At 66.8% G+C, this 26,726-nt stretch carries 21 protein-coding genes; 16 read left to right on the top strand and 5 right to left on the bottom strand.

Annotated elements, in window-relative coordinates:
- Positions 1-64 precede the first annotated feature (64 nt).
- From ACI48D_RS07055 to ACI48D_RS07020, 8 genes are all read left to right on the top strand, one after another.
- On the top strand, positions 65-1,285 hold the full coding sequence (locus ACI48D_RS07055; protein WP_435570510.1) for a TIGR03088 family PEP-CTERM/XrtA system glycosyltransferase: 1,221 nt from the start codon (positions 65-67) through the stop codon (positions 1,283-1,285).
- On the top strand, positions 1,273-3,186 hold the full coding sequence (locus ACI48D_RS07050; protein ID WP_435570509.1) for an XrtA/PEP-CTERM system amidotransferase: 1,914 nt from the start codon (positions 1,273-1,275) through the stop codon (positions 3,184-3,186). Before ACI48D_RS07055 ends, ACI48D_RS07050 begins: the two co-directional genes overlap by 13 nt.
- Before the next feature lie 13 nt (positions 3,187-3,199).
- Positions 3,200-4,429, top strand: a complete 1,230-nt coding sequence (locus tag ACI48D_RS07045) for a TIGR04063 family PEP-CTERM/XrtA system glycosyltransferase (protein ID WP_435570508.1) — start codon at positions 3,200-3,202, stop codon at positions 4,427-4,429.
- Positions 4,426-5,610, top strand: a complete 1,185-nt coding sequence (locus ACI48D_RS07040; protein WP_435570507.1) for a glycosyltransferase family 4 protein — start codon at positions 4,426-4,428, stop codon at positions 5,608-5,610. The genes ACI48D_RS07045 and ACI48D_RS07040 overlap by 4 nt, the downstream gene beginning before the upstream one ends.
- A 17-nt stretch (positions 5,611-5,627) precedes the next feature.
- Positions 5,628-5,750 (top strand): hypothetical protein, encoded by a 123-nt coding sequence (locus ACI48D_RS07035; protein WP_435570506.1) that lies wholly within the window; start codon positions 5,628-5,630, stop codon positions 5,748-5,750.
- Positions 5,743-7,077: a putative O-glycosylation ligase, exosortase A system-associated gene (locus tag ACI48D_RS07030; RefSeq protein ID WP_435570505.1), complete on the top strand. Its 1,335-nt coding sequence runs from the start codon at positions 5,743-5,745 to the stop codon at positions 7,075-7,077. Before ACI48D_RS07035 ends, ACI48D_RS07030 begins: the two co-directional genes overlap by 8 nt.
- Positions 7,078-7,455: 378 nt before the next feature.
- Complete coding sequence (locus ACI48D_RS07025) at positions 7,456-8,436, top strand: polysaccharide deacetylase family protein (protein ID WP_435570504.1); 981 nt, start codon at positions 7,456-7,458, stop codon at positions 8,434-8,436.
- Positions 8,437-8,451: 15 nt separating this feature from the next.
- A complete protein-coding gene (locus ACI48D_RS07020) occupies positions 8,452-9,906 on the top strand; it encodes an oligosaccharide flippase family protein (RefSeq protein WP_435570503.1) in 1,455 nt (484 codons plus the stop codon).
- On the opposite strand, the gene ACI48D_RS07015 is transcribed toward ACI48D_RS07020, so the two are convergent.
- Positions 9,903-11,135 carry a pyridoxal-dependent decarboxylase, exosortase A system-associated gene (locus ACI48D_RS07015; protein ID WP_435570502.1) on the bottom strand — a complete coding sequence of 411 codons (1,233 nt, stop codon included), beginning with the start codon at positions 11,133-11,135 and terminating at the stop codon, positions 9,903-9,905. The two genes, ACI48D_RS07020 and ACI48D_RS07015, sit on opposite strands and share 4 nt — an antisense overlap.
- Positions 11,132-12,721 (bottom strand): acyl-CoA ligase (AMP-forming), exosortase A system-associated, encoded by a 1,590-nt coding sequence (locus tag ACI48D_RS07010; RefSeq protein WP_435570501.1) that lies wholly within the window; start codon positions 12,719-12,721, stop codon positions 11,132-11,134. Before ACI48D_RS07010 ends, ACI48D_RS07015 begins: the two co-directional genes overlap by 4 nt.
- Before the next feature lie 247 nt (positions 12,722-12,968).
- Here ACI48D_RS07010 and ACI48D_RS07005 point away from each other — a divergent pair, with 247 nt between their 5' ends.
- The 8 genes from ACI48D_RS07005 to ACI48D_RS06970 are packed head-to-tail and all read left to right on the top strand — an operon-like array spanning position 12,969 to position 21,733.
- Positions 12,969-14,441 carry an MOP flippase family protein gene (locus ACI48D_RS07005; RefSeq protein ID WP_435570500.1) on the top strand — a complete coding sequence of 491 codons (1,473 nt, stop codon included), beginning with the start codon at positions 12,969-12,971 and terminating at the stop codon, positions 14,439-14,441.
- Positions 14,442-14,450: 9 nt separating this feature from the next.
- Complete coding sequence (locus ACI48D_RS07000; RefSeq protein ID WP_435570499.1) at positions 14,451-16,187, top strand: asparagine synthase-related protein; 1,737 nt, start codon at positions 14,451-14,453, stop codon at positions 16,185-16,187.
- Positions 16,188-16,226: 39 nt separating this feature from the next.
- On the top strand, positions 16,227-17,450 hold the full coding sequence (locus ACI48D_RS06995) for an aminotransferase class I/II-fold pyridoxal phosphate-dependent enzyme (RefSeq protein WP_435570498.1): 1,224 nt from the start codon (positions 16,227-16,229) through the stop codon (positions 17,448-17,450).
- Entirely contained in the window at positions 17,447-18,493 is a 1,047-nt protein-coding gene (locus ACI48D_RS06990; RefSeq protein WP_435570497.1) for a GNAT family N-acetyltransferase, read from the top strand. The genes ACI48D_RS06995 and ACI48D_RS06990 overlap by 4 nt, the downstream gene beginning before the upstream one ends.
- A gap of 3 nt (positions 18,494-18,496) precedes the next feature.
- The gene (locus ACI48D_RS06985) at positions 18,497-18,748 is read left to right on the top strand and encodes an acyl carrier protein (RefSeq protein WP_435570496.1); all 252 of its coding nucleotides are present in this window, start codon (positions 18,497-18,499) and stop codon (positions 18,746-18,748) included.
- Entirely contained in the window at positions 18,749-19,609 is an 861-nt protein-coding gene (locus ACI48D_RS06980; protein ID WP_435570495.1) for a hydrolase 2, exosortase A system-associated, read from the top strand.
- The gene (locus ACI48D_RS06975; protein WP_435570494.1) at positions 19,599-20,456 is read left to right on the top strand and encodes a hydrolase 1, exosortase A system-associated; all 858 of its coding nucleotides are present in this window, start codon (positions 19,599-19,601) and stop codon (positions 20,454-20,456) included. Before ACI48D_RS06980 ends, ACI48D_RS06975 begins: the two co-directional genes overlap by 11 nt.
- Positions 20,450-21,733 carry a glycosyltransferase gene (locus tag ACI48D_RS06970; RefSeq protein WP_435570493.1) on the top strand — a complete coding sequence of 428 codons (1,284 nt, stop codon included), beginning with the start codon at positions 20,450-20,452 and terminating at the stop codon, positions 21,731-21,733. Before ACI48D_RS06975 ends, ACI48D_RS06970 begins: the two co-directional genes overlap by 7 nt.
- Here ACI48D_RS06970 and ACI48D_RS06965 read toward each other — a convergent pair.
- The 3 genes from ACI48D_RS06965 to prsK are packed head-to-tail and all read right to left on the bottom strand — an operon-like array spanning position 21,730 to position 26,665.
- Positions 21,730-23,199: a right-handed parallel beta-helix repeat-containing protein gene (locus ACI48D_RS06965; protein ID WP_435570492.1), complete on the bottom strand. Its 1,470-nt coding sequence runs from the start codon at positions 23,197-23,199 to the stop codon at positions 21,730-21,732. The two genes, ACI48D_RS06970 and ACI48D_RS06965, sit on opposite strands and share 4 nt — an antisense overlap.
- Positions 23,196-24,557 carry a PEP-CTERM-box response regulator transcription factor gene (gene prsR / locus ACI48D_RS06960; protein WP_435570491.1) on the bottom strand — a complete coding sequence of 454 codons (1,362 nt, stop codon included), beginning with the start codon at positions 24,555-24,557 and terminating at the stop codon, positions 23,196-23,198. The genes ACI48D_RS06965 and prsR overlap by 4 nt, the downstream gene beginning before the upstream one ends.
- 23 nt (positions 24,558-24,580) lie before the next feature.
- The gene (gene prsK, locus ACI48D_RS06955; protein ID WP_435570490.1) at positions 24,581-26,665 is read right to left on the bottom strand and encodes an XrtA/PEP-CTERM system histidine kinase PrsK; all 2,085 of its coding nucleotides are present in this window, start codon (positions 26,663-26,665) and stop codon (positions 24,581-24,583) included.
- Positions 26,666-26,726 lie beyond the last annotated feature (61 nt).

Genomic DNA, 26,726 nt, shown 5'->3' with positions numbered 1-26,726 from the left:
CAAGACATGCGCATCACCCCGCCCCTGATGCGATGCTCGACACGGCGGCATAGAAGCATTAAGGATGACGGAAGCGATGAGCAATATGGAGCAGCCGCCGCTGGTGGCGCACCTGATCTACCGGCTCGACATCGGCGGGCTGGAAACCCTGCTGGTGGATGCGATCAACCGCATGCCCGCGCATAAGTACCGGCATGTGGTGATCTGCCTGACGGACTACACCGATTTCGCCGAACGGATCACCCGGCCGGGCGTCGCCGTGCATGCCCTGCACAAGCCGCCCGGCCTCGGCCTGGGCGCGCACGCCCGCCTGTTCAAGCTGCTGCGCCGCCTGCGCCCGGCCGTGCTGCACACCTATAACCTGGGCACGATCGAATACCACGCCACCGCCCTGCTGGCCGGGGTGCCGGTGCGCGTGCATGCCGAACACGGACGCGACGCGGGCGACCCGCACGGCGTGAACCGCAAGCACAACCTGCTGCGCCGCCTGTTGGTGCCGGTGATCGACCGCTTCGTGCCGGTCTCGCGCGACCTCGACCGCTGGCTGCAGGAAGTGGTCGGCATCCCCGCAGCCAAGACCCTGTTGATCGACAACGGCGTCGACACCGAGCGCTTCCGCCCGGCGTCGGACACGCCGCCGGCAAGCGATCCGGCCGAACCCTGGAGCGCCGCGGCCGGGTCCTCGTGCGGGCACCCTTTCGTGATCGGCGCCGTCGGCCGCCTGCAGGACGTCAAGCACCATGCGGGCCTGATCGAAGCCTTCGCCCTGCTGCGCCACATGCTGCCGGAGCAGTCCGCACGCCTGCGGCTGGTGCTGGTGGGCGACGGTCCGCTGCGCGCCCGGCTGGAGCAGCAGGTCGCCGCGGCGGGCCTGCAGGACTGCGTCTGGCTGGCCGGGGCGCGCAGCGACGTGGCACCCGTCATGCGCAGCTTCTCGCTGTTCGCGCTGTCCTCGATCGCCGAAGGCACGCCGGTGACGATGCTGGAAGCGATGGCCAGTGGCCTGCCGGTGGTGTCCACCGCGGTCGGCGGCATTCCCGACCTGGTGCTCGACGGCGCCACCGGTACGCTGGTGCCGCCGCGCGATCCGCAGCGCATGGCCGAGGCCCTGGCTTCCTATGTGCGCGACCAGGAGCGGGCGCGCCTGCACGGCAGCCACGGACGCGAGCGCATCGAACGCAAATACAGCATTGCCGCCATGCTGGCCACCTACGTGGACCTGTATGACGGCCTGTGCAGAACCAAAACCCCCCATCGAGAAGTCATCACACAATGTGCGGAATAGTAGGCATTTTTGACATGCGCGGCGGCCGCGCCATCGATCGCGGCATGCTCGGGCGCATGAACGACACCCAATTTCACCGCGGGCCGACCGAAGGCGACTTGCACCTCGAGCCCGGCCTCGGCTTCGGCCACCGGCGCCTGTCGGTCATCGCGCCGGAAAACGGGCTGCAGCCGCTGTTCAACGAGGACCATACGGTCGCCCTCGTGTTCAACGGCGAGATCTATAATTTCCGCCAGTTGCGCGACGAGCTCAAGGGATACGGCCACGTGTTCCGTACCCCGTCGGACAGCGAGACCATCGTGCACGCCTGGGAACAGTGGGGCGAGGACTGCGTGCAGCACCTGCGCGGCATGTTCGCCTTCGTGATCTGGGACCGCCCGAAGCAGACCCTGTTCGTCGCGCGCGACCGCCTCGGCATCAAGCCGCTGCACTACGCGGTGCTGCCGGACGGGATGTTCCTGTTCGGCTCCGAGCTGAAATCGCTGCTGTCGGTGCCCGGGCTGCAGCGCGAGATCGACCCGTTCGCGGTCGAGGAATACTTCGCCTACGGCTACGTGCCCGAGCCGCGCACCATCTTCAAGCAGGCCCACAAGCTGCTGCCGGGCCATACCATGACCCTGAAGGTCGGCGACAGCCGCGTCGAACAGAAAAAATACTGGGACGTGCCGTTCAAGCCGCACGACCGCATGACCGAGCGCGACATGGAAGGCGAGCTGATCTACCGCCTGCGCGAAGCGGTCGAGAGCCACCTCGAAGCCGACGTGCCGCTCGGCGCCTTCCTGTCCGGCGGCGTCGATTCCAGCGCCATCGTAGCGATGATGGCCGGACTCTCCAAGGAGCCGGTGAATTCCTGCTCGATCGCCTTCAACGATCCCGCGTTCGACGAGTCGGAATACGCGCGCCAGATCGCACAGCGCTACCATACCAATCACCAGTGCGAGACCGTCGACAAGGACGACTACGGCCTGGTCGACACCCTGGCCCACCTGTACGACGAGCCCTATGCCGACAGTTCGGCGATCCCGACCTACCGTGTCTGCGAGCTGGCCAGGAAGCGCGTCACCGTGGCACTGTCCGGCGACGGCGGCGACGAAAACTTCGCCGGTTACCGCCGCCACCGCATGGCCTTCAACGAGCACCGGGTGCGCTCGATGCTGCCGCTGGCGCTGCGCAAGCCGGTGTTCGGCCTGCTCGGCGCCGCCTACCCGAAGGCCGACTGGGCGCCGCGCGTATTCCGCGCCAAGACCACGTTCGAGGCGCTGGCGCGCGACCTGACCGAGGGCTACTTCCACGGCGTGTCGATGCTGAACGACCGCGTGCGCGACCAGCTGTTCTCGGAGCGCTTCCGCGCCGGTCTGCAGGGCTACCGCGCGGTCGAGGTGATGCGCAACTACACCAAGGACGCGCCGACCGACGATCCGCTGTCGCTGATCCAGTACATCGACATGAAAACCTACCTGCCGGGCGACATCCTGACCAAGGTCGACCGCGCCAGCATGGCCCACGCGCTCGAAGTGCGGGTGCCGCTGCTCGACCACCAGTTCGTCGAATGGGTGTCCGGCTTGCCGTCCAGCTCGAAGCTGCGCAACGGCGAGGGCAAGCACATCTTCAAGAAGGCACTCGAGCCCTACCTCGGCAACGATGTCCTGTACCGCAAGAAGATGGGGTTCTCGATCCCCCTCGCGGCCTGGTTGCGCGGCCCGCTGGCCGACAAGATGAAGCAGGCGGTGTTCAACCCGGTCCTGCTCGACACCGGCATCTTCGACGAAAACTATCTCAAGCAGATGGTGAGCGAACACCAGTCGGGCCTGAAGGACCACAGCACCGCGCTGTGGCAGGTCCTGATGTTCGAAGCCTTCCTGCGCAAGAACGGCGCCGACGCCGCCCAACATAGCAACTGAAGAGCAAAGAACCATGCGAGTCCTGCACGTCCTCGACCATTCGATTCCGCTGCACAGCGGCTATACCTTCCGTACCCGTTCGATCCTGCGCGAACAACGGGCCCTCGGCTGGGAAACCTTCCACGTGACCGGATCCAAACAGCACGCCGACGACCCCAGCACCGGCGGCATCCTCGAGGAAAACGTGGACGGCCTGCACTTTTACCGCACGCCTTCCACGACCAGCGCCCTGAGCAAGGTACCGGGGCTGAGCCAGTTCGAGGTGATCGACGGCCTGACCAAACGGCTGGCCGAGATCATCCCACTGGTCAAGCCCGATGTGCTGCACGCGCACTCGCCTTCGCTGAACGCGATTGCCGCCCTGCGCGCCGGGAAGAAATTCGGCATCCCGGTGGTGTACGAGGTACGCGCGTTCTGGGAAGACGCCGCGGTCGACCACGGCACCAGCACCGAGAACGGCCTGCGCTACAAGCTGACCCGCGCACTCGAGACCTATGCACTGAAACGTGCCGACGCCGTCACCACCATCTGCGAGGGCCTGCGCAAGGACATCGTCGCGCGCGGCATCCCGGCCGACAAGGTGACGGTGATCCCGAACGCGGTCGACCTCGACAAATTCTCGGTGGGCGGCAAGGCCGACCCGCTGCTGAAGGAAAAGCTGGGCCTGGCCGGCTCGCGCCTGATCGGCTTCATCGGTTCGTTCTACGCCTACGAGGGCCTGGACGTGCTGCTGCGCGCGGTGCCGCGGCTGGCGGCGCAGATGCCGGACCTGCGCGTGCTGCTGGTCGGCGGCGGCCCGCAGGACGCCCAGCTGCGCCAGCTGGCCAAGGAGCTGGGCATCGAAGACAAGGTCGTGTTCACCGGCCGCGTCCCGCACGACCAGGTGAACAGCTACTACGACCTGCTCGACGTGCTGGTCTATCCACGCCTGTCGATGCGCTTGACCGACCTGGTCACGCCGCTGAAGCCCCTCGAAGCGATGGCACAGGGCCGGCTGCTGGCCGCTTCCGACGTCGGCGGCCACCTGGAGCTGATCGCCGACGGCAAGACCGGCGTGCTGTTCCGCGCCGACGACCCCGAGTCGCTGGCCCAGAAGGTCGGCGCCCTGCTCGGGTCGCAGCAGCAATGGCCCGAACTGCGCCAGGCCGGCCGCGAGTATGTGGAGCTTGAACGCAACTGGCCGGTCAGCGTGGCCCGCTACAAGAACATCTATGGCCGACTAACCGGAACCCAAGCTGCATGAAGATCCTGACGTTCAGCACCCTGTTCCCGAACGCGGCGCAGCCCGGCCACGGCATCTTCGTCGAGACGCGCTTGCGCCACCTGGTCGCCAGCGGCCAGGTCGAGGCGCGCGTGGTCGCGCCGGTGCCCTGGTTCCCGTCGCGCGACCCGCGCTTCGGCAAGTACGCGAAGATGGCGGCGGCGCCGCGTGCCGAAGTACGGCATGGCATCCAGGTGCTGCATCCGCGCTACCTGACGATCCCGAAAGTCGGCATGCAGCTGGCGCCCAGCCTGCTGGCGCAGGGCGCCAGGCCGGCCATCGCCCGTTTGCTCGACGAAGGCTTCGATTTCGACCTGATCGACGCCCACTACTTCTATCCGGACGGCGTCGCGGCGGTCAAGCTGGGGCGCTACTTCAACAAGCCGGTGGTCGTGACCGCGCGCGGCTCCGACATCACGCTGCTGCCCCAATTCCCCGGGCCGCGCAAGATGATCATGGCGGCGGCGCGCGAGGCCGACGCCGTCATCACCGTCTGCAATGCACTGCGCGACGAGGTGATCCAGCTTGGCGTGGACGCCGACCGCATCGTCTCGCTGCGCAACGGCGTCGATCTCGAGCTGTTCCAGCCGACCGCGCGCAGCAGCACCGCACCGTTCACCCTGCTCACCGTCGGCCACCTGGTGCCGGTCAAGGCGCAGGAGCTGATCATCGGCGCGTTGCCGCTGCTGCCCGGCGTGCGGCTGGTCGTGGCCGGCGACGGTCCGAACCGGAGCATGCTGGAAAACCTGGCACGCGAGCTGGATGTCGCAGCGCGCGTCAGCTTCCTGGGCGCCGTGCCGCAAGCGCAATTGCGGCAGCATTACGGCGCTGCCGATGCGCTGGTGCTGGCGTCGAGCCGGGAAGGCTGGGCCAACGTCCTGCTCGAATCGATGGCCTGCGGTACCCCGGTCGTCGCCAGCCGCGTGTACGGCACGCCGGAAGTGGTGGCTGCGCCGGAAGCGGGCGTGCTGATGGCCGAGCGTAGCCCGCAAGGCGTTGCAGATGCCGTCAATGCGCTGCGCGCACATTACCCGGACCGCCTTGCCACGCGGCGCTATGCGGAACGCTTTTCATGGAACGACACCACGGCTGGCCAGCTCCGCCTGTTCCAGAACGTTCTCCAGCAGCGTCCGCACGGATTGGCTCAACCCCTGATGAATTAGAAATTAGAAAGAAACGAATGGAAAGCGCACTGTGGGCGTTGGACCTGATCGCCGTGGTTCTGCTATGCCGCTGGGCGTTGGCGGAAGACCGCAAAGCCAATGGCAAGAAACCGAACAAAGGCTGGAGCAAGGATGCGTGACCTAGTTATTCTGGCAATCTTGCCGTTCCTGCTGTATGCCATGTGCAAGCGGCCTTTCATCGGGCTCGGCTTGTGGATCTGGACTGCGCTGTTTTTTCCCAATGGCTGGCTGTACGGCCCCGCCGCGAGCATCCGGTACAACCTGCTGTTCGCCGGTATCACGGTCGTCGGCTATTTCGTCTGGAAGAACAAGCCCAAGTTCACGCTCACCCGAACCGGTGCGCTGATCCTGCTCTTTTTTGCATGGACCACCGCAAGCACCCTCATGGGAATCGGCGATCCGGAACGTGCCTGGGATTTCTGGAGTCGACTGCTGAAAACGGTCATGCTATTCGTTTTCATTCTAGCTATTATCGAAAACAAACTGCACATCGACTTCTTCCTCTGGTGCTGCGTGCTATCGGTCGGCTTCTTTGCCGACCTTGAAGCGCTCAAGTACCTGATGAGTGGAGGCGGTCACATGATCGAAGGCATGACCGGACACGTGCTGGGCGACCGTAACGAGCTGTCGATCGCCTTCGTGATGACCCTGCCGATCTGTGTCTATTTGCTGCAGGATTTTGGCAAGCGTTCGAAAATATTGTCGTTGGCGTTACTCGGCACCATTACACTCATGGTGATCGCCGTGATCGGTACCCAATCGCGCGGCGGCTTTATCGTGCTGATTGCGCTTGGGGCGTATTTTTATTTAAAAACCGAACGCAAAGGGCTGGTCACGGTACTGCTTGTCATTCTTGTGCTAGGCATGTCGCAATTGGTGACCCAGGAATGGGTAACCCGGATTCAGACCGTCAACTCGGCGGACAAGGACGCCTCGTTCATGGGCCGCGTGGTGGCCTGGAAACTCAGCTTCATCATGGCATCGCAACATCCGTTCTTCGGCGGTGGATTCAAGGCACTTGAGAATTTCCCGGTATGGAGTGCCCTGTCACAGCATTTCGATTCCGTGCCATGGTTCTATACAGGCGATGCCACGCCAGACTTGGACAGGCCACATGCCGCCCATAGCGTGTATTTCCAGGTCATGGGCGACCACGGCTTCGTCGGCCTTGGGATTTATTTGAGTTTCCTTGCGGCAGCCTTCCAGAAGGCGCGCAACATCATTCGGATCGCGCGCAAGCATACCGTGCCAGAATGGATACCACGCCTGGCGACTACCCTGCAATTGACGATGTTTGCCTTCTGCCTCGGTGGCGCATCCCTGAGCTTTGCCTATTTCGAAATGGCGTATGCAGTCATCGGCCTGTTGATCGTACTGGAGTCCCGCATACTGCCGGCGGCCATCCTCGAGAGCGAACAGCGTCCGGACCTACTGAAGGCAGCTTGACTATCCCATACTTGAGTCCGCCCAGGCATTGACAAGGACATGGTCTGCCAGCCCATTCTCGGCGTAACAATGCTGTTGCGCCGAGTCAGCCGCTTCACCCCGATGCAGGTTGATCTGCGCGCGAAGCTTTCCTCACAAGTACTTCTTGCCCCCTCTTCCTCATCGAAGCGTCGGACCCGCGCACCGGAGACGGGATTCGTCCAATAAATTTTTATTTCATGTACATTCACGGATACAACATTCTTTACAGAATGCCTATCCGATTTGATACGATATTAATATCTGTGTTTACTAGAAAGCTGCAGTGCTGAACAACCTGTCGAACATATCCTCGGTCCTGGTAACAGCCACCGCTTCGCGCTGGGGACATTCCTGCACATGAACGTCTATCGCTCGCAGCCCAGCCTGACCATGCGCCTTATCCGGGGGATCGGTAACGGCATCGCCGTCCCCCGGCGCGGCGCGGGGCGCCTGTGCATCCTGAACTATCACCGGATTCTGTCGGCACCGGATCCGATCCTCGAAGAGGAGCCTGCGCTAGCGACCTTCCGCTGGCAAATGCAGCTGCTGGCCGATGGCTTCAACGTGCTGTCGCTGCAGGAAGCGCTGGCGGCCCTGGCCTCGGGCAAACTGCCGCCGCGGGCAGTGTGCATTACCTTCGACGACGGCTACCGCTCCGTGCATGACCTCGCCCTGCCGGTATTGCGTGAATTCAGGCTGCCGGCCACCGTGTTCGTCACCACGGGGTATATCGGCTCGGGCACCATGTGGAACGAGCGTATCATCGACTCGGTGCGGCGTCTGCCCAATGGCCCGCTCGACCTCGGCAGGCTGGGCCTGCCCTCGATCACGCTCGCCAACCGCGACCAGCGCCGCCGCCTGCTGCACGATGTGACCCAGCGCGTAAAGTATCTTCCTCCGGACGAACGGCTAGCGCTGACCGCGGAGCTCGAAGAACTGGCTGGGGGTCACGCCACCGAAAACCTGATGCTGACCCCGGACATGATCCGCGCACTGGCGGCCGGCGGTGTCGAAATCGGCGCCCACACGGTGTCGCACCCGATCCTGTCGAAGCTGGACGATGCCACGGCACGCTTCGAGATCGAGCAGTGCAAGCACGACCTGGAAGCCATCACCGGCACCACAGTACGCTACTTCGCCTACCCGAACGGCAAGCCCGGACTCGACTTCGACCAACGCCACGCGGCGATGGCGAAGGCGGCCGGCTACGAGGCGGCCTGCAGCACGGCGGCAGGCGCCGCCAGCGGCCGCGACGACCTGTTCCAGCTGCCGCGCAGCAGCCCTTGGGATGCAACACCGATGCTGTATGCGATGCGCTTGCTTCGCTGGCTGGCCTGACAACGATAACAGGTCATGAGACCAACCAAAAAAACCCTCGGCATCTCGTTTGCCACCCAATACGCTGAAACCCTGATCCAGTTCGTCGGGGTGCTGGTACTCGCCCGTGTTCTCGCGCCACACGAAATCGGCACCTTCTCGGTTGCCGCCGTCCTGATGGCGGTGCTGCACGTGTTCCGTGATTTCGGCGTGGTCCAGTACATCATCTCGGAACACAAGCTCACGCCGGCCAAGATTCGCTCGGCGATGGGCGTATCGATCCTGCTCGCGCTGGCGGTGGCGCTGGTGATGCTTGCTTCGAGCGGCGCGGTGGCGCATTTTTACGCCAACTCCGAACTCAAGAACATCATGCTGGTCATGGCCGCCAGCTTCGCCATCTCACCATTCGGCTCGCTCCTGATCGGCGTCTACCAGCGCGAATTCCGCCTGCAGGCCGTGTTCCTGATCCGCGTCGGCGGTTCGGTCACCCAGGTCGCGGTGTCGACGATCCTGGCGCTGCAGGAGTGGGGCGCACTCAGCCTGGCGTGGGGCAACTTCGCCGGCATCCTGGCGTTCGGCATCATCGCCAACCTGGTACGCAGTCCGGACATTCCGCGCTGGCCGCGCTTCTCCGGCATGAAGGAAACGCTGTCGTTCGGCGGCGTGTCGAGCCTGGGCAATGCCGCCAACATTGCCGGCACCAACCTGCCCGACGTGGTCATCGGCAAGACCATGGACATGGCCGCGGTCGGCTATTTCAGCCGCGCGAACGGCCTCGTCACCCTGTTCACGCGCCTGATCACGAGCGGACTGCTGCCGCTGGTGCTGCCCTTCTTCGCGCAGATGCGGCGCGAAGGCAAGGACCTGGCGCCGCTCTACCTGTCGGTCGTGGAACAGTTGACCGCGCTGTCCTGGCCCTTCTTTGCCGGGCTGATGCTGCTGGGCCATCCGATGGTGCGCGCGCTGTACGGGATGCAATGGGACCAGTCGGTGCCGGTGATGCAATTGCTGTGCGTTGCCGGGGCGGTCGCCTCGGTGTCGATCTTTGCGAGTCAGGTAATGGTCGCGAACGGTCAGGTCGGCGACTCGACCCGCTTCCAGCTGTACACCCAGCCGCTGCGCATCGGCACCGTGATCCTGGCGGCGGCGTTCGGCCTGATGTGGGTCGCCGGCGCGATCGTGTTCGCCGAATGCGTGACCCTGCTGGTGGTGTCGCGCTTCCTCAAGCGCACCATCAACGTCGGCCTGGGACCGGTCTTGAAGGTCTGCAGCAAGAGCGCGCTGATCACGCTGTGCGCGGCAGTGGGACCGGCGCTGGTCAACCTGTTCTGGTACGACGACCCGGCCCATCCCTGGCCGCCGCTGCTGGTCGGCATCCTGGGCGCCGCCATCGGCTGGCTCGGCAGCCTGCTGCTGACGCGTCATCCGCTGGCCGAGCACCTGCGCCCACTGCTGGGCCGCTTCACGCCGGCGCCGTCGCCGCGCGGCTAGACCAGTACCTCGGCCGCCTCGGGGTGGCCGAGAAACGCTGCCGGGCTGGCGCTGCGACCGTATGCGCCGGACTGGAACACCACCACCAGGTCGCCCGGCTCGGCATGCCCGAGCGGCATCTGGTCGGCCAGGATGTCGAGCGGGGTGCACAGCGGCCCCACCACCGACGCCGGCCCGGCATCGCCGGCGTCCATCCGGTTGCCGATCGCCACCGGGTAGTTCTTGCGGATCACCTGGCCGAAGTTCCCGGACGCGGCGAGGTGGTGGTGCAGCCCGCCGTCGGTCACCAGGAACACCTGGCCGCGCGAGACCTTGCGGTCGATGACCCGCGCAACATAGACACCCGCCTCGCCGACCAGGTAGCGTCCCAGCTCGATCGCCAGTTGCGCCCGCGGCAGTGCGGCCTCGAATTTCGGCAACCACGCGGCCAGGTGCTCGCCGATCGGCCCCAGGTCGAGCGCGGCCTCGCCCGGGAAATACGGAATCCCGAAGCCGCCGCCGATGTTCAGCCGGCGCAGCGGCGTCGGCGCGTACTGCGCCAGCCGCAGGCCCAGTTCGATGGTGTTGGCCTGGGCTTCGACGATCGCCGATGCCTTCAGGCTTTGCGAGCCGCTGAAGATATGCAGGCCTTCGAAATCGAGCCCGAGCGCCCCGACACGCGCCAGCAGGGCCGGCACCGCTTCCGCATCGATGCCGAACGGCTTGGCGCCGCCGCCCATCCGCATGCCCGATCCCTTCAGCTCGAAATCGGGATTGACGCGCAGCGCGACCCGCGGCGCCAGCCCGAGCGTGTCGCCGATCCGCGCCAGCGCTTCCAGTTCGTGTTCCGACTCGACGTTGAGGACGACCCCGGCCGCGACCGACTGGACCAGTTCGGCGTCGCGCTTGCCGGGACCGGCGAAGCTGATCCGTGCCGGATCGATGCCGGTATCGAGCGCCACCTTCATCTCTCCGGCCGACGCGACATCGATGCCGTCGACCAGCCCGGCCATGTGCTGCACCAGGGCCGGCATCGGATTTGCCTTCATCGAATAGTGCAGCGCGAGGCCGGGCGGCAGATGGGTGCGCACCTGCGCCACCCGCGCCGAGAGCAGCGCGCGGTCGTAGGCGTAGAACGGGGTGCTGCCGACGCGCTGGGCGAGCCGGGTCAGGGGAATCCCGCCGACCTGCAGGCAGCCGCCGGCAACGGGGAACAGGGACTGTGCTGCATGCACCGGTTTGCCGTTCATGGTCTCGGCTCGCTTGCGAAGAGGGTGGACAGGGAAAGCTGCAGCGACTTGCGGTCGATCTTGCCGTTCGGGTTGCGCGGCAGGGATTCGGTGCGCACCTCGACGTGGGCCGGCACCATGTAGGCGGGCAGCCGGCGCCGGCATTCGGCAACCAGGGTGGCGCCCGCCAGCGGCGCCCCGGCGGCAGGCACCACGCACAAGGCGATGGCCTGGCCCAGCTCGCGATGCGGCAGGCCGATCGCCACCGCCTCGGCCACCAGCCCGGTGCCGTACACGACTTCCTCGACTTCGCCGGGACTGATGCGGTAGCCGGACACCTTGATCATGTCGTCGCTGCGGCCGATGAAATACAGGAAACCCTCGGCGTCCATGCGCACGGTGTCGCCCGACCATACCGCCAGTTCGGTCAGCGGCAGCGCCGGATCCTGGCCGGGCGCCGGACGGAAGCGCTCGGCGGTCTTGGCCGGGTCGTTCCAGTAGCCGAGCGCCACCAGCGCACCGCGGTGCACCAGCTCCCCCGGCTCGTCGGGCGCGCAGCGGGTGCCGTCGGGGCGCACCACCATCACCTCGGCGTTCGGGATGGCGCGGCCGATCGAATCCGGACGGCGCTCGAGTTCCGCAGGCGGCAGATAGGTCGAGCGGAATGCCTCGGTCAGGCCGTACATCAGGAATACCTGCGCAGCCGGCAGGGCGCGCCGCAGCGCGGCCAGCGTTGCACCCGGCATGGCGCCGCCGGAATTGGTCAGGTAGCGCAACGACGACCCGGAAGGCCATGGCAGCTGCGCCAGCTGCATCCACAGCGGCGGCACCGCGGCCAGGCCGGTAATGCCCTCTTGCGCCACCGCGTTCAGGATATCGCGCGGGAACAGGTAGTTCAACAGCACCACCGTGGCGCCCACATGGAAGGCGCAGGTGAGCTGGCTGAAACCATAGTCGAAACTCAGCGGCAGCACCGACAGGATGCGGTCGGACGGTGCCAGCGCGAGATACTCGGCAACGCTTTTCGCGCCGGCCACCATGTTGCGGTGCGAAAGCACGACACCCTTCGGCTTGCCGGTGCTGCCGGAGGTGTACAGGATCGCCGCCATGTCGGTATCGATCACGCGATGGGGCACGGGCGCGGTCCTACCGTCCGCGGCCGGCTCGTCCCAGCGCAGCACGGCGATGTCCGGCAGCGCCGCCGGCGTACCCGGGCCGCAGACGAACACCGTGTGCAGGTCCGGGCATTGCGCCAGCACCGGCGCCAGCAGCGCCAGGCGGTCGGCCGAGGTGACCAGCACCCGGACATTGCAGTCGGCCAGGATATAGGCGACTTGCTCGGCCTTGAGCAGCGGATTGACTGGAACGAAGACGGCGCCGGCGGTGGTGGCGCCGAACAGGGCGGTCACGGTTTCCACGCGCTTGTCGAGGTAAACCGCCACCCGTTCGGCGCGTGCCAGCCCGGTTGCCAGCAGGCGCGCGGCCGCCGCCGTGGTGGCGCGCGCCAGTGTCGCGTAATCGAGGCGTTCGCGGCCCGCTACCAGGGCTTCCGCCGACGGGGTGCGCCGCGCCGCGGCGAACAGAAAATCGTGAACCAGATCGCTCATGAAAACCTTTTTGAAAACGGCCTGGAACATGAAGAAGGCCAGGCCGGATTGTAAATCTTAACAGGACACGGACCGATCGATAAGCCTGCTGTTACCGGTCTCGCACGATTGATTGCATTCGCACAAATTTTTATTCTGGCAAGTTATACTCTCGACAGTTCTTGATAGCCTCTTCGGGACCTTCCCGCGCCCATCGCAGGGACGCGCCGCTGCGGCGGCGGTCGGCAAAATTTCGGAAATTCGGTTCATGACATCTAAAGAAAGCGTCGTCAGCGGAGTCAGATGGACCTCGGTGTCGACCATGGGACGGCGCGTGCTGGCACTGCTGGCAAACATCGTCTTCGCAAGACTGCTGGACCCTGCCGATTTCGGCTTGGTGGCGATGGCCGGCGTCGTGCTCGGCTTCATCGACATCTTCAAGGATCTCGGCACCGGCACGGCACTCGTACGCCAGAAGGAACTCGATGACAGCCTGCCGTCCAGCGTGTTCTGGCTGAACCTGGGTTTCGGTACGCTGATCACCTTGCTGGTCATGGCGCTCGCCCCCGGCATCGCCGCCTTCTACAAGGAACCCGGCGTGCAGCCGGTCGTCATGGCGATGGCGCTGTCGTTCGTGCTGTCGGCGCTGGCGATCGTCCACTCCAGCATGCTGGCGCGCCAGATGCGCTTCGTCCAGTTGGCCAAGGTGGAGCTGGGCGCTGCCGTACTTTCCTACATCGTCGGCATCGGTGCCGCCCTGATGGGGCAAGGCGTGTGGAGCCTGGTATGGCAGGTCCTGGCGAACAGCGCCCTCACCACCCTGTTCATCTGGATGATCAGCAGCTGGCGGCCGCGCCTGGTGTTCGAATGGCCGCAGGTCAAGGCGATCATGGGCTACAGCCTGAACCTGTCCGGCTACAACATCTTTTATTACTTCGCGCAGAACGTCGACAACCTGTTGATCGGCCGTTTCCTCGGCACCGAGGCACTCGGCCTGTACGACATGGCGTACAAGCTGATGGTGTTCCCGATGCAGGCCATCTCGGCCGTGTTCGGACGCGTCATGACGCCGTATTACGCCCAGGCGCAACACGATTTGCCGCGCTTCCGCCAGGTGTTCCTGCGCGTGGCCGTCGCCATCGCCTTCGTTACCTTCCCCCTGATGTTCGGCCTGGTCGCGGCCCGCGAAGCCTTTGTGCTGGCCGTGTTCGGTCCCAACTGGGCGCCCGTCATCACGCTGCTGGCACTGTTCGCACCGCTGGCGGCAATCCGCTCGGTGCTGACCACCACGGGGTCGATCTATGTCGCGATGGGGCGTGCGGACCTGCAGCTGCGCTGGGGCGTCGCCTCGAACCTGATCGTCTTTGCCGGGCTGGGGATCGGCTTGCACTGGGGGATCGTCGGGGTGGCGTCGGGCTTTGCGGTCACGACCCTGCTCCTGCTTTACCATAACTTCGCGATTCCATTCCGCCTGGTCGGGTTGCCCCTGGCCGACCTGGTACGCGCCCTGTGCCCCACCGCCACCTGTACCGTACTGATGTGCATGTGCACATGGCCGCTGGGCCCGCTGGCCGCGCCCTGGCTCAGCCATATGGGCGTGCTGGCGCTCCAGGTCGGCACCGGCGTGGTGAGCTACACCCTGCTTACCTGGGTGCTCAACCGCGCAATGCTGCGCGAATTCCTGTCCGGACTCGGCTTGCCCGCCCCTGCGGTCCCTGGACGACTGATCAACCCGCGATAACACCTCACGATGACCATCTTTGCCGGCGCTTACAGCCTGAACCCGAACGACCCGCTGCCCGCCGAACTGACCGGACAGCTACGCGCCGCCGTGTCGCGCTGCGGCCGCGACACGCCGTCCGAACACAGCGCATCGGGCTTTTTTGCGTTGAAGGTCGACATCGGCGCCTTCGGCACGCCCGGAGAACAAGCGGATGCCGATGGCACCACCCTGGTCGCGGGCGAACCCTTGCTGAGCGACGGCGAAGGCGCCCCGGAGTGGAACCGCAGCGAGGACGTGCGGATGCTGCACCAGCAGCTGGCGCAAGGCGGACAGGACGTCCTGCGGCGCGCGCGCGGCACCTTTTGCGGTCTCCACTACGCCCCGGCGCGGCACCGCCTGACCCTGTTCGTCGACAAGATGGGGGTGCGTCCGGTGTACGTCTGGGCAGGCCCGCGTTTCGTCGTGTTCGCCACCGCGCTGCGGGTGCTGGAAAGCGTCGCCCTGGTCCCCAAGCAGCTGGACCTGCGCGGCGTCACCGAGCTGGCCGCGTTCGCCTATCCGCTGGCCGACCGTACGCCCTACCGCGACATCGCCATGCTCCGGGCAGCGCAGACGGTCGAACTGGAAGACGGCCAGGTCCGCCGCGCGTCCTACTGGCGCTGGGACGGTCCGCTGGCCGGCGTCGAGTACCAGCAGGGCGTCGGGATCGCCTACCGCGCGTTCATCCAGGCGATCGAGCGGCGCCACCGCGACAGCAAGATCGCTGCGGCTTTTCTCAGCGGCGGACTGGATTCCCGCGTGATCGTCGGCGGCCTGCGCGCGAGCGGCTCCACGGTCCATACCGTCAACTATGCGCCGGATGGCAGCCAGGACCAGGTATTCGCCGAGCTGGTCGCCAAGCGCCTGGGCATCCACCACACCCGGATCGAGACCAACGCCGCCAACGTGCATCAGGGTTACCGCAAGGATGCCGTGGCCGCCTGGCTCAGGCAGACCTTCGCCGGCCCCGAGGGGCGCGAGCGCGCGCCGCTGGTCTGGTCGGGAGATGGCGGCAGCGTCGCGGTCGGCAACGTCTACATGACGCCGGAGATCGTGAGCGCGATGGAGCGCGGCGACACGGCGCAGGCGATTGTCCTGTTCAACAAGGGGCTGCCGTCGCGCATCTTCAAGCGCACCTCGCTCGGCCAGGTGGCCGACCTGCCGTTCCAGGGCATCGAGGAAGAACTCGCCGCCATCGACAGCCCCGACCCTGGCCGCAAGTTCCAGTTGTTCTTGATGTTTAACGACCAGCGCCGTCACCTGGCCCAGCACTTCGAAGACATCGACGTCGAGCGCATCGAATTCCAGCTGCCGTTCTTCGACGCCGACTTCCTCGATACCGTGTTGCGCCTGCCGAACGACTGGCTGATGGCGCACCGCTTCTACATGGACTGGCTGGCCCGATTCCCGAACGGCCTTGACCAGGTCCCGTGGCAGGCTTACCCGGGCCACGTGCCATGCACCCTGCCCAGCCCGCCCGGCCTGAAATACCAGTGGGACGTCTACTACGACAAGAAAATGTATGCCCAGATGCGCCGGGCCACGGCCGCCAACGGCCGCAAACTGCTGGCCGCGAAGCGCTTCCCCGACCATCTGATCAGCCGCAACGCCTTGCGCATGGCGAACCTGCTGACCGGCTCGGGGCTGCGCGACTACGCTTACCTGATCAAGACGGCCTCGGTCTACTGCCGTTACTGGGAGGCCAGCACCGCCTCCACTCGGTGATGTAAATATAGCAATATTATTTTTTGCAAGTTATACTGGATGATGTCCACCCCCCACCGCAGCGCTCCTGGCGCGCCACCCGCACGGCCCCGGATTCCCGGCGCTCCGGTGCTGTCACGCGCCTCATTCGGCGGCATGGGCGCCGCGCGTCCGCTGTCCGTGCTCGATGCCGGCGCGGCGCGCCTGGTCACCAGCGGACGCATCGCGATCGCCCTGGCGCTGCGCGAGATGAAGGTCAAGCCGGGCGACACCGTGCTGGTGCCGGCCTACCACAGCCCGTCGATGATTCCTCCGGTACTGGCCTGCGGCGCCGAGCCGCGCTTCTACCGGATCCGTCCCGACACCTCGGTCGACCTCGACGACGTCGCCGCCAGGCTCGACCCCAGCGTGCGGGTGCTGATGGTCACGCACTACTTCGGTTTCCCGCAGGCGCTGGCCACCTTGCGCGCCTTCTGCGATGCGCATGGACTGCTGCTGCTCGAAGACTGTGCGCACGGCTTCTTCGGCGAATACCAGGGCGCGCCGTTCGGTGCCTGGGGCGACTACGCGATCGCCAGTTCGATGAAGTTCTTCCCCATCTACGAGGGCGGTTGCCTGGTCTCGGCACGCCATCCGCTGAGCGGGGTCAAGCTGCGCTCGCCCGGCGCCGGTTTCGAGGCCAAGGTTGCGCTGACCACGCTGGAAAACAGTTTCGCCTACGGCCGCCTACCGCTGGTCGCGGCGCTGCTGAAGTTGCCGCTGGCGGGCAAGGACAGGCTGTGGCGGGCGCTCAAGGCGCGCCGGGCGCCGGGAAGCGCGGCGCCCGCGCTGGCACCCGGCTCTTCCGACAGCAGTTATGACTTCGATCCGCGCTGGCTCGACAAGCGCTCGTCGCTGTTTTCGCGCCTGATGCTGCGGCTGGCGTCGAGCCGGCGCATCGGCGCTGCGCGGCGCCGCCATTACGCGGCGCTGCAGGCGGCGCTGGCCGGCCTGCCCGGCATCCGCCCTCTGTTTCCGGCGCTGCCGGACGGCGTCTATCCCTGGGTCTTCCCGCTGCTGGCCGACGAGCCGGCGCGCCTCGCGCGCCTGTGTGCCGCGCTGGGACAGGCCGGCGTGCCTTATGTGCGCTTCGGCGAGACACTGTGGCCGGGCGTCGATGCCAGCGTCTGCGCGGTCAGTGCCGACCTGTCGCAGCGGCTGGTCGCCCTGCCCTGCCACCAGGCGCTGACGGCACGGGAGCTCGACTGGATGCTCGGCGAATTGCGCGCCGCCTCGACCCTATGAGCTGGACTCTGGTACCGGCGTCGCAATTCGGCGCATACGCATCGCACTGGACCGAACTGCACGCGGCCGGCGCCGCATCGCCGCTGCTGGCCGGCGATTTCGTGGCGCCGCTGCTGGCCGAATGCGCCTCCGGCAGCGAACTGCTGGCCTGCTACCGGCATGCCGGCCGGACCGAGGCGATGACCGTGGTGGTGCCGCAAGGGCGCGCGGGCTGGACCACCTTCCAGCCGCCGCAGGCGCCGATCGGTCTGTGGCTGCAGCGTCCGGGCCTCGACCGCGCCGCGCTGGCCAGCGCACTGCTGCGCCGCCTGCCGGGCTACCCCCTGGTGCTCGGCCTGCTGGAGTGCGACCCGCTGCTGGCGCCGCGCCCATCCGACGGCGGCAACGCCGCCACCCTCGATTACATCGATACCGCGTGCATCACCCTGGCCGGCAGTTTCGACGGCTACTGGGAAGCGCGCGGCAAGAACCTGCGCGCCAACCTCAAGAAGCAGCGTGCGCGCCTTGCCAGGGAATGCATCGCGACCCGGCTCGAGGTGGTGCGCACGCCGCAGGAGGTGGCGGCCGCCGTGGCCGATTACGGCCGCCTCGAGAGCACCGGCTGGAAAGGCCAGCAGGGCACTGCGGTCCACGCTTCGAACGAACAGGGACGCTTCTACCGCGCGATGCTGGAAGCGTTCTGCGCGCGCGGCGCAGGCAGCATCTACCGCTACTGGTTCGGCGAGCGCCTGGTGGCCATGGACCTGTGTGTCGAGAACGGCGAACAGATCGTGATCCTGAAGACCGCCTATGACGAGACGGTGCCGGCCAGCCTGTCGCCGGCCCTGCTGATGCGCGAGGAACAGGTGCGCCAGCTGTTCGACGAGCAGCGCCTGGCGCGCATCGAATTCTATGGCCGGGTCATGGAGTGGCACCAGCGCTGGACGAGCGAGATGCGCACTTTGTACCATATTAACTTTTATCGCTGGCCCGCCCTGCGACGCCTGCATGCGACATTGCAGTCGCGCCGCGCCGCTGCGCCGGTACCTCATACAACGGAGTAAGCGATGTACCTGAACGATGTCAAACAAATGCTGGCCGACGTGCTGAGCCTCGATCCGGCCCGTGCCGCCGCGCTGGAACCGGATACCGCCCTGCTGGGCAACCTGCCCGAACTCGACTCGATGGCGGTGGTCAGCCTGGTGGCGGCGCTGGAAGACCGTTTCGGCATCATGATCGACGACGACGAGATCAGTGCCAGCACCTTCGCCTCGGTCGGCAGCCTGACCGCGTTCGTCGCGCAAAAACTGGAAGGATAAATGCTGCACACGCACCCCGCCGCCGAGCCGTTCTTCCTGAAGGCGACGCATGGTGATCGCTTCTGCCTGTACCATGCGCCGCGCGGCCCCTGCCGCGGCGCGCTGCTGTACGTGCACCCGTTCGGCGACGAGATGAACCGCACCCGGCGCCTGGCCGCGCAGCAGGCCCGTGCGCTGGCCGAACGCGGGATCGGTGTCCTGCTGCTCGACCTGCACGGCTGCGGCGACAGCAGCGGCGATTTCGCGGAGGCGCGCTGGGCCACCTGGAAGGACGACCTTGCGCTCGGCCACGCCTGGCTGCACGAGCGGCTCGGCGTGCCGACCGGCCTGTGGGGAGTGCGCCTGGGTGCCCTGCTCGCGCTCGACTATGCCGCTGGCGCTGCCACGGCACCGGCGCGCCTGCTGCTGTGGCAGCCGGTAAGCTCCGGCGCCGCGTTCCTGTCCCAGTTCCTGCGCCTGCGCGTGGCCGGCGCAATGCTGGCGAACGGCGCCGGCGACGGCCCGGAGGGCAGCGCCGGCGGCACCCGCGAGCTGCGTGCGCGGCTGGCGGCGGGCGAGGCGCTCGAAGTGGGCGGTTACGAAATCGCGCCGGCGCTGGCGGCCGCGCTCGAGGGTTGCGATACGGCCCGGCTGGCGGCGCCCGGCTGCCGCATCGACTGGTTCGAGATACGGTCCGCGCCGGGCCGCCCGCCGGGGCCGGCGACGCAGCGGCTGGCCGAGATGTGGCGTGCGCGCGGCGTGCAGCTGCATCTGGAACAAGTGGATGCCCCTCCCTTCTGGTCGACCCAGGAGATCGCGTCGTGTCCGGCACTGCTGGCAGCCACCTCTGCGCTGTTCGAGGAGGCCGTCGATGCGGTTTGAGGACAAGGCGCTGGCATTTTCCTGCGCCGGCGACTGGCTGTACGGCGTGGTCAGCGTGCCGGAGCAGCCGGCACGGCGCGGAGTGCTGATCGTAGTGGGTGGACCGCAGTACCGGGCCGGCAGCCACCGCCAGTTCGTCTTGCTGGCGCGTCAGCTGGCTGCGGCAGGGGTGCCGGCCATGCGCTTCGACTACCGCGGCATGGGTGACAGCGAGGGCGACCCGCGCGATTTCACCAGCATCGGGGATGACCTGCAGGCGGCGCTCGACCAGTTTTTCGCCGCCGTGCCGGGCATGGCCGAAGTCGCGCTCTGGGGCCTGTGCGATGGCGCCTCGGCGCCGCTGTGCCAGGCCAGCCTGGATCGGCGCGTGACCGGCCTGGTGCTGCTGAACCCATGGGTGCGTACCGAGCACGGCATTGCGAAGACGACCCTGAAACACTACTATCGATCGAGGCTGCTGGAGCCCGAGCTCTGGAGAAAGATATTGCAAGGCCAGTTTGACTACGTGCGTGCGGCGAAGTCGTTTGTCGCACTGGTGAGTTCCGCTTTCCGGTCCGGCCGTTCCCGGCCCGCCGCCAGCGATGCGCCAATTTCACTCCCACTACCCGAGCGCATGGGCGCCGGCCTCGCCAGCTTCCGCGGGAAGGTCCTGCTGATCGTCAGCGGCGCCGACCTGACCGGCCAGGAGTTCCTGGACATGGCAGCCGCCTCGCCCTCATGGCGCCGCCTGCTGGAAACACCGCGCGTTACCCGCCACGACCTGCCCGGCGCCGACCATACCTGTTCGCGCCGCGCATGGCGCGACCAGGTGGCGCTCTGGACCAGCGACTGGGTACGCTCATGGTAATGCCGGTCCGCGACAAGCGCATCCTGATGATCGCATTCCATTTCCCGCCACAGCGCGGCAGCAGTGGCGTACAGCGTACGCTGAAGTTTTCGCGCTACCTGGGCAGCCATGCCTGGAAGCCGGTCGTGCTGTCGGCCCACCCTCGCGCCTACGAACACAAGGGCGACGACCAGTTGCGCGACATCTCCCGGGACATCGTCGTGCACCGCGCGTTCGCGCTCGACTCCTCGCGCCACCTGGCGGTGAAGCAGCGTTACCTGGGGCTCACGGCCCTGCCCGACCGCTGGATCACCTGGGCGCTGGGCGCGATCCCGGCCGGCCTGCGCCTGATCCGCGAACACCGCCCGGCGCTGCTCTGGTCGACCTATCCGATCGCCACCGCGCACCTGATCGGCCTGGCCTTGCACCGCCTGAGCGGCATCCCATGGGTGGCCGACTTGCGCGACCCGATGACCGACATCGATTATCCGACCAGGCGCAGCGTGCGCGCAGCCTACCGCTGGATCGAAAAGCGGACGGTCCGGCATGCCGACCGGGTGGTGCTCACCACGCCGGGGGCGGTTGCCGCCTACCGGCAGCGCTATCCCGAACTGCCGCCCGAGCGCTTCGTGCTGGTCGAGAACGGCTACGACGAGGAAAACTTCAGCGATGCCGAAACCCTGGCACCATCGGCTACGAAGACAGGCGACGGCCCGCTGCTGCTCGTCCACAGCGGCATCATTTATCCGACCGAACGCGATCCATCCGTGTTCTTCGAAGCCCTTGCCGCCCTGCTGAAGGAAGGCCGGATCGGCCCGGCGACGCTGCAGATCCGCTTGCGCGCCGCGGTGCACGAGGACTGGCTGAACGGCTTGATCGAGCGCTACGGGATCGGCTTGATCGTCTCGCTCGCGCCGCACGTACCGTACCGCGAGGCGCTGACCGAGATGTTGGGCGCCGACGGCCTGCTGGTGCTGCAGGGGTCGAGCTGCAACCACCAGATTCCCGCCAAGATCTACGAGTACCTGCGCGCGCAGCGCCCGGTGCTGGCCTTGACCGATGCCGCCGGCGACACCGCGACGACCCTGCGCCAGGCCGGCATCGATACCATCGGCCCGCTCGACGATCGCGATGGCGTCATGGCCTCGCTGATGGATTTCGTGACACGGGTCAGGGCCGGCAACGCGCCGCTGCCGAGCGACGAGGTGGTGCGAGCCAACTCGCGCGAGGCGCGCGCGGCGAAATTGGCCGACCTGCTCGACGGCGTGCTCACCGAGAAGAAAGCGGCGCGGCGTTAAAGAACTGCTGAAGGAGCTTCCTGGCGCAGGCAGGCGCGGAAATCGTCGAACGCGCCATACACCGCAGGCATGCTGCGTGTCGGCGCACACAGGTCCACGCCGGTGCCGGCGCCGCCGGCGCGCCGCGGCACCTCGCGCCAGCCGAAGTCGAACTCCTGCGGCCGGCTGAACAGGCGACGCAACCCGTGGTAGCCGGCATAGGCGGCCATCGTCGACGCGCTCAGGTTGTCGCCTTCGCGCAGCAGTCCGCCGTCGCGGCTGACGATGGCGCCGTCGACCAGGTTACCGTCGAGCGTCGCGCTGCTTGCCGGGAAGCGCACCAGCACGCCGGCAGTATCGACGAGGGTATTGTCCGCGAGCGTGCTGCCAGCCGCGCTGTTGAGGTAAATCCCCACATCCGAGCATGAGGCGATCAGGTTGGCGCGCATGGTGCCGCCATCCTGCTCGGTGATGCACTTGCCTTCGCGGCAGTAGGCCTTGCCGGTAGCGCCCCCGCCGAACGACAGTCCGACGCGCTGGCCGGGGAAGCCCTGGAGCCGCTGTTCGCACACGACCACGTTGCGCTCGAACAGCGTGCGGGCGCCGGCGCCCTTGGCGAACGCGCCATAGCTGACGCCGTCGCCACCGTCCTTGATGAAGTCGGTGATCAGGTTGCCGCGCACGATCCAGTCGCTGGCCGCGACCAGGTCGATCGGCGTCACCGGATTGACGGTGCGGCGCGGGACGGTATTGGTCAGGGTGTTCGACTGGATCAGCCCATTGTCGGGAAAGGCGCCCTGACTACCGTTGATTTTGAAGTGGGCGTTGAAATCGGTAATCGTGTTGTTGACGGCGGCAAAATGGTGCGCGCCGCCGCTCACGTGAAAGGCATGCTCGCAATCGCCGTGGTTCGCGCACACGCCGCGGATCGACAGGTTTTCGAAACGCCACCACGGTGCGCCGACCGCAAACCCTTCCACCGCGGCGAATTCGAGCAGCACGCTGCCCGGCTGTTCGGCACGCACCGTGATCGGCGCGGCGGCGCTGCCGGCGCAGCCGGCGGCGAGGCCGTTCTCGAAGCGGTACACGCCCGGCAGCAGCGTGATCAGGTCGCCCGGCTGGGCCGCCGCCAGCGCCCGGCGCAGTTCATCGGCGGACGCCACCAGACGGCGGCTACCCGGCCCGGCGGCGCGCGCCTCCGGCTGGGCACCGGCCACGAGCGCCGGCAACTGTAGCGGTTCGGGGGCGCCGCGGTCGAGCCGCGTCAGCACCTGCTGCAGCCAGGTACCGGTGGTGGAGATCAGGGGATTGTGGCCGGCGCTGCGCCTGGCAAGGTAGGGGCCGAGCGTGCGCGGGGCGATGCCGCGCTCCTGCAGCAGCCAGGCAGCGACGGCCAGCGCCGCCATGCCCGCCAGTGCCAGCGCTCCCAGCAGGTACGCGGCCGACCGCAGCGGCGAACGGCGCGCCCGCCCGCGCGGTTTGCTCAAGCGCTGCCTTTGATGCCGTGCCGTCCCATCAGGTCGTACATGGTCGGGCGGCTGATGCCCAGCATCTCGGAGGCCTTCACGATATTCCCGTCGGCCCGGGCCAGCGCCTTCACGATGGCCTTGTACTCGGCCTCGTCGCGCACCTGGCGCAGGTTCAGCGGTTCTTCCTCGGCTTGGGTGTCGGGCAGGCCGAGGTCGTCGGCGACGATGGTGTTCCCGTCGGCCATGATGACGGCGCGCTTGATGCAGTTTTCCATCTCGCGCACGTTGCCCGGCCAGGCGTACGACTCGATGGCCGCCAGCGCGTCCGGCGAGAAGTGCAGCGCGGAGCGCGATTCCTGGGCACAGAACTTGTTCTTGAAGTGGTGGGCCAGCAGCGCGGCGTCGCCTTCGCGCTGGCGCATCGGCGGGATGTTCACCACGATTTCCGACAGGCGGTAATACAAGTCCTCGCGGAAGCGGCCCTGGGCGCACAACTCCTTCAGCCTCTGGTGGGTCGCGCAGACGATGCGTACGTCGACCGCGATCTCCTCGTGGCCGCCGATGCGTTCGATCACGCGCTCCTGCAGGAAGCGCAGCAGCTTGGCCTGCAGCGGCATCGGCAGGTCACCCACTTCGTCGAGGAAGAAGGTGCCGCCGTGGGCCAGTTCGACCTTGCCCTTGGTCTGCTTGGCGGCGCCGGTGAAAGCGCCCTTTTCGTAGCCGAACAGTTCGCTCTCGAGCAGGTTTTCCGGAATGGCTGCGCAATTGATCGCCATGAATCGCTCTTTTGAGCGGGGCGACAGGGCGTGGACGGCGCGCGCCAGCACTTCCTTGCCGGTGCCCGATTCGCCCAGCAGCATCACGGAGGCCGAGGTCGGCGCCACCTTCTCGATGGTGCGGCAGACCTTCAGCATGCCGGGGTCGCGCGAGATCACGCCGGCCAGCGGCGAATCGGCCTGCGACTGTTGCATGCGGCGGTTTTCCTGCTGCAGGTTATGCAGGAAGAAGGCGCGCTGGATCACCAGGTTCAGCACTTTGGGGTCGACCGGCTTCTGGTGGAAGTCGTAGGCGCCCATGCCGATCGCCTTGACGGCGTTGTTGTGGTCCTGGTTGCCGGTCAGGACGATCACGCGCGTGTCCGGCGCCAGCGCCAGGATCTGCTGCAGCGTGGCCAGGCCCTCGGTCGAGCCGTCCGGGTCGGGCGGCAGGCCCAGGTCCATGGTCACGACCGCCGGTTCGTGGCGGCGGATCTGGGCCAGTGCCGCTTCGCGGTCGCCGGCCACCACGACTTCATAGGCGTCGAGGCTCCAGCGCAGCTGTTTCTGCAGGCCCGGATCGTCTTCGATGATCAGGAGTTTCGGTTTGTTTTGGGTCACGGATTTCCTCTCTCGGGAATCGCTCAACTGAGCATGGCTGCCGCCGGCTCGTGATAGAGCGGCAGCACGACCTTGAATGTGGTGCCGAGCGCGGGCTGGCTGCTGACTTCCAGCGCGCCTCCCAGCTCGGTGATGTATTCGCGGCTTTCGAACACGCCGATGCCCATGCCGGCCGACTTGGTCGAGTCGAAAGGCTTGAACAGGCGCTCGCGGATGAATTCTTCGCTCATGCCTTCGCCGGTGTCGGTGATGTCGATTTCGACCGCGTCACGCTCGCCGTTGGCGTCGCGGCGGCCAAGGCGGATCATGACGTTGCCGTCGCGCGGCGTGGCCTCGATCGCGTTCTGGATCAGGTGGCCGACCACGCGCTCGAGGCGCTCGCGGTCCGCCATCACGGTCAGCCCCGCCACTTCGACCACCAGCTGCGGACGCGGCTCGAAGGCACTCTTCAACGCCACCGCCTGGCGCACCACCTGCTCGACCGCCAGCGGCAGCGGCTTCTCGGCGTTTTCGGTGCGGCTCAGCTTCTGCAGCAGCAGCTTCATCTTCTGCACCGAATGGTTCAGGGTTTCCAGCATGTCGCGCTGGAATTCGGGATTGTCCTTGTGCTTTTCCGCGTTCGCGTTCATCAGCGACAGCTGGGCCACCAGGTTTTTCAAGTCGTGCACGACGAAGGTCGACATGCGGTTGAAGGACTCGAACTGGCGCGCCACCATCAGCGCGTTGGCGGCATCCTCCTGGGCCAGGTGGCCGGCGGCCTGGCTGCCGGCGATTTCCAGCAGGTCGGTGATCTCCCAGTTCAGCTTGAGCGGGCTGCGGGCGCGCTGCAGCACCAGGAAGCCGAACAGCTTCTCGTGCAGGATCAGCGGCACCACCAGCCAGCGGCGCGGATACGCCATCAGCCAGTCGGGCACCGCCAGGCCTTCGTACTTGTCGGGGCGGGCCGCGAATTCGTCGAGGTCGACCACCCACTGGCTGCTCTCCAGGAAGCGGCAGAACGGCGAATTGGCCGGTTCGAGCGTGTCGTCCGCCGGCGCATGCCAGCGCGCGCGCGGCTCGTAGCGCCCGGCGTCGCTGCGCAGCCACAAGGTGCCGCCGGGGCTTTCGACCAGCGCCGCCATCGCCTGGATCGCGCGGTCGCCCAGGTTCGGGCCGCGTTCGGACAGGGTGCGCGTGAAGCGCATCCATTCCTCGCGGTAGTCGTAGTTATACGTGAAGAAGTGCTTGTTGATCGAGACCTTCAGCCAGGAGCGGAAGGTGCCGGAAAACAGGATCACCAGCAGCAGGCAGATCGCGCCGAACAGGAAGCCGGCCTGCATCACGGTGCCCCACTGGCCGCCGAAGAAGCGCAGGTAATAGCCGGCCGAGCCCATCGCCAGCAGGTAGATCGCCGAGCCGAACAGCGCGGCCGAATGGAACATCACGCGCCGCGACACCACGAAGGAGGTGCTCCACGATTTGCTGCGCGCGATCGAGACCGCCACCAGCGGCAGGGTGAGCGCATTGATCACGCCGCGCGCATTCCACAGTTCCGGATTCAGTTCGCGGAACAGCATCATGTTGGTGTACACATAGAAGTCGTAGGCGAACATGCCGCCGATGCCCAGGCAGGCGAACTTGATCGCCCAGCGTTCTTCGATGGTCTTGTTGCGGTACACCTGCTCGACCAGCAGCATGCCGTACACGGCCAGGCAGGCGAAGGCGGTCACCACCGGCAGCGCGCCGAGGGCACTCAGCAGCTCCAGGCGGATCTGCCCGGCCAGCATCGCCGCCAGCAGCACCAGATAGGCGCAGGCGGCCGCCAGCAGTGAGGGCCGCAGGCCGAACGGAAGACGGCTGTCGGCGCTGCGCCAGTGGCCCAGCAGCACCACCAAGAATACCGACCAGGCGCCGTCGCGCAGCACTTCGATCGCCCCGGTGAGCGCGGTCCAGAGCCGGCCGTGGCTGGCGTCCCAGCCCAGGACGGCGGCCCACAACGCGGTCAGCAGGCAGGCGGCGGACAGGGTCCCGCGCTGCCCGCGCCCGCTCCGTTCCGACAGCACCGGCACGAGCAGCAGCAGGTAGCCGGCGGCTGCCAGTGCATAACTATAGGCGGCGAGGTTGGTCACGATCTATCGTCGGAACAGTGGAAACGGTGGAAAACGGATGATCGGCACGCCCGCGGCCAGG

The sequence above is a fragment of the Massilia sp. LXY-6 genome (genome assembly GCF_051233485.1).
GTDB lineage: Bacteria > Pseudomonadota > Gammaproteobacteria > Burkholderiales > Burkholderiaceae_D > Telluria.
The sequence above is the reverse complement of the archived record's forward strand: the minus strand, read 5'-3'. Positions and strand labels throughout refer to the sequence as shown.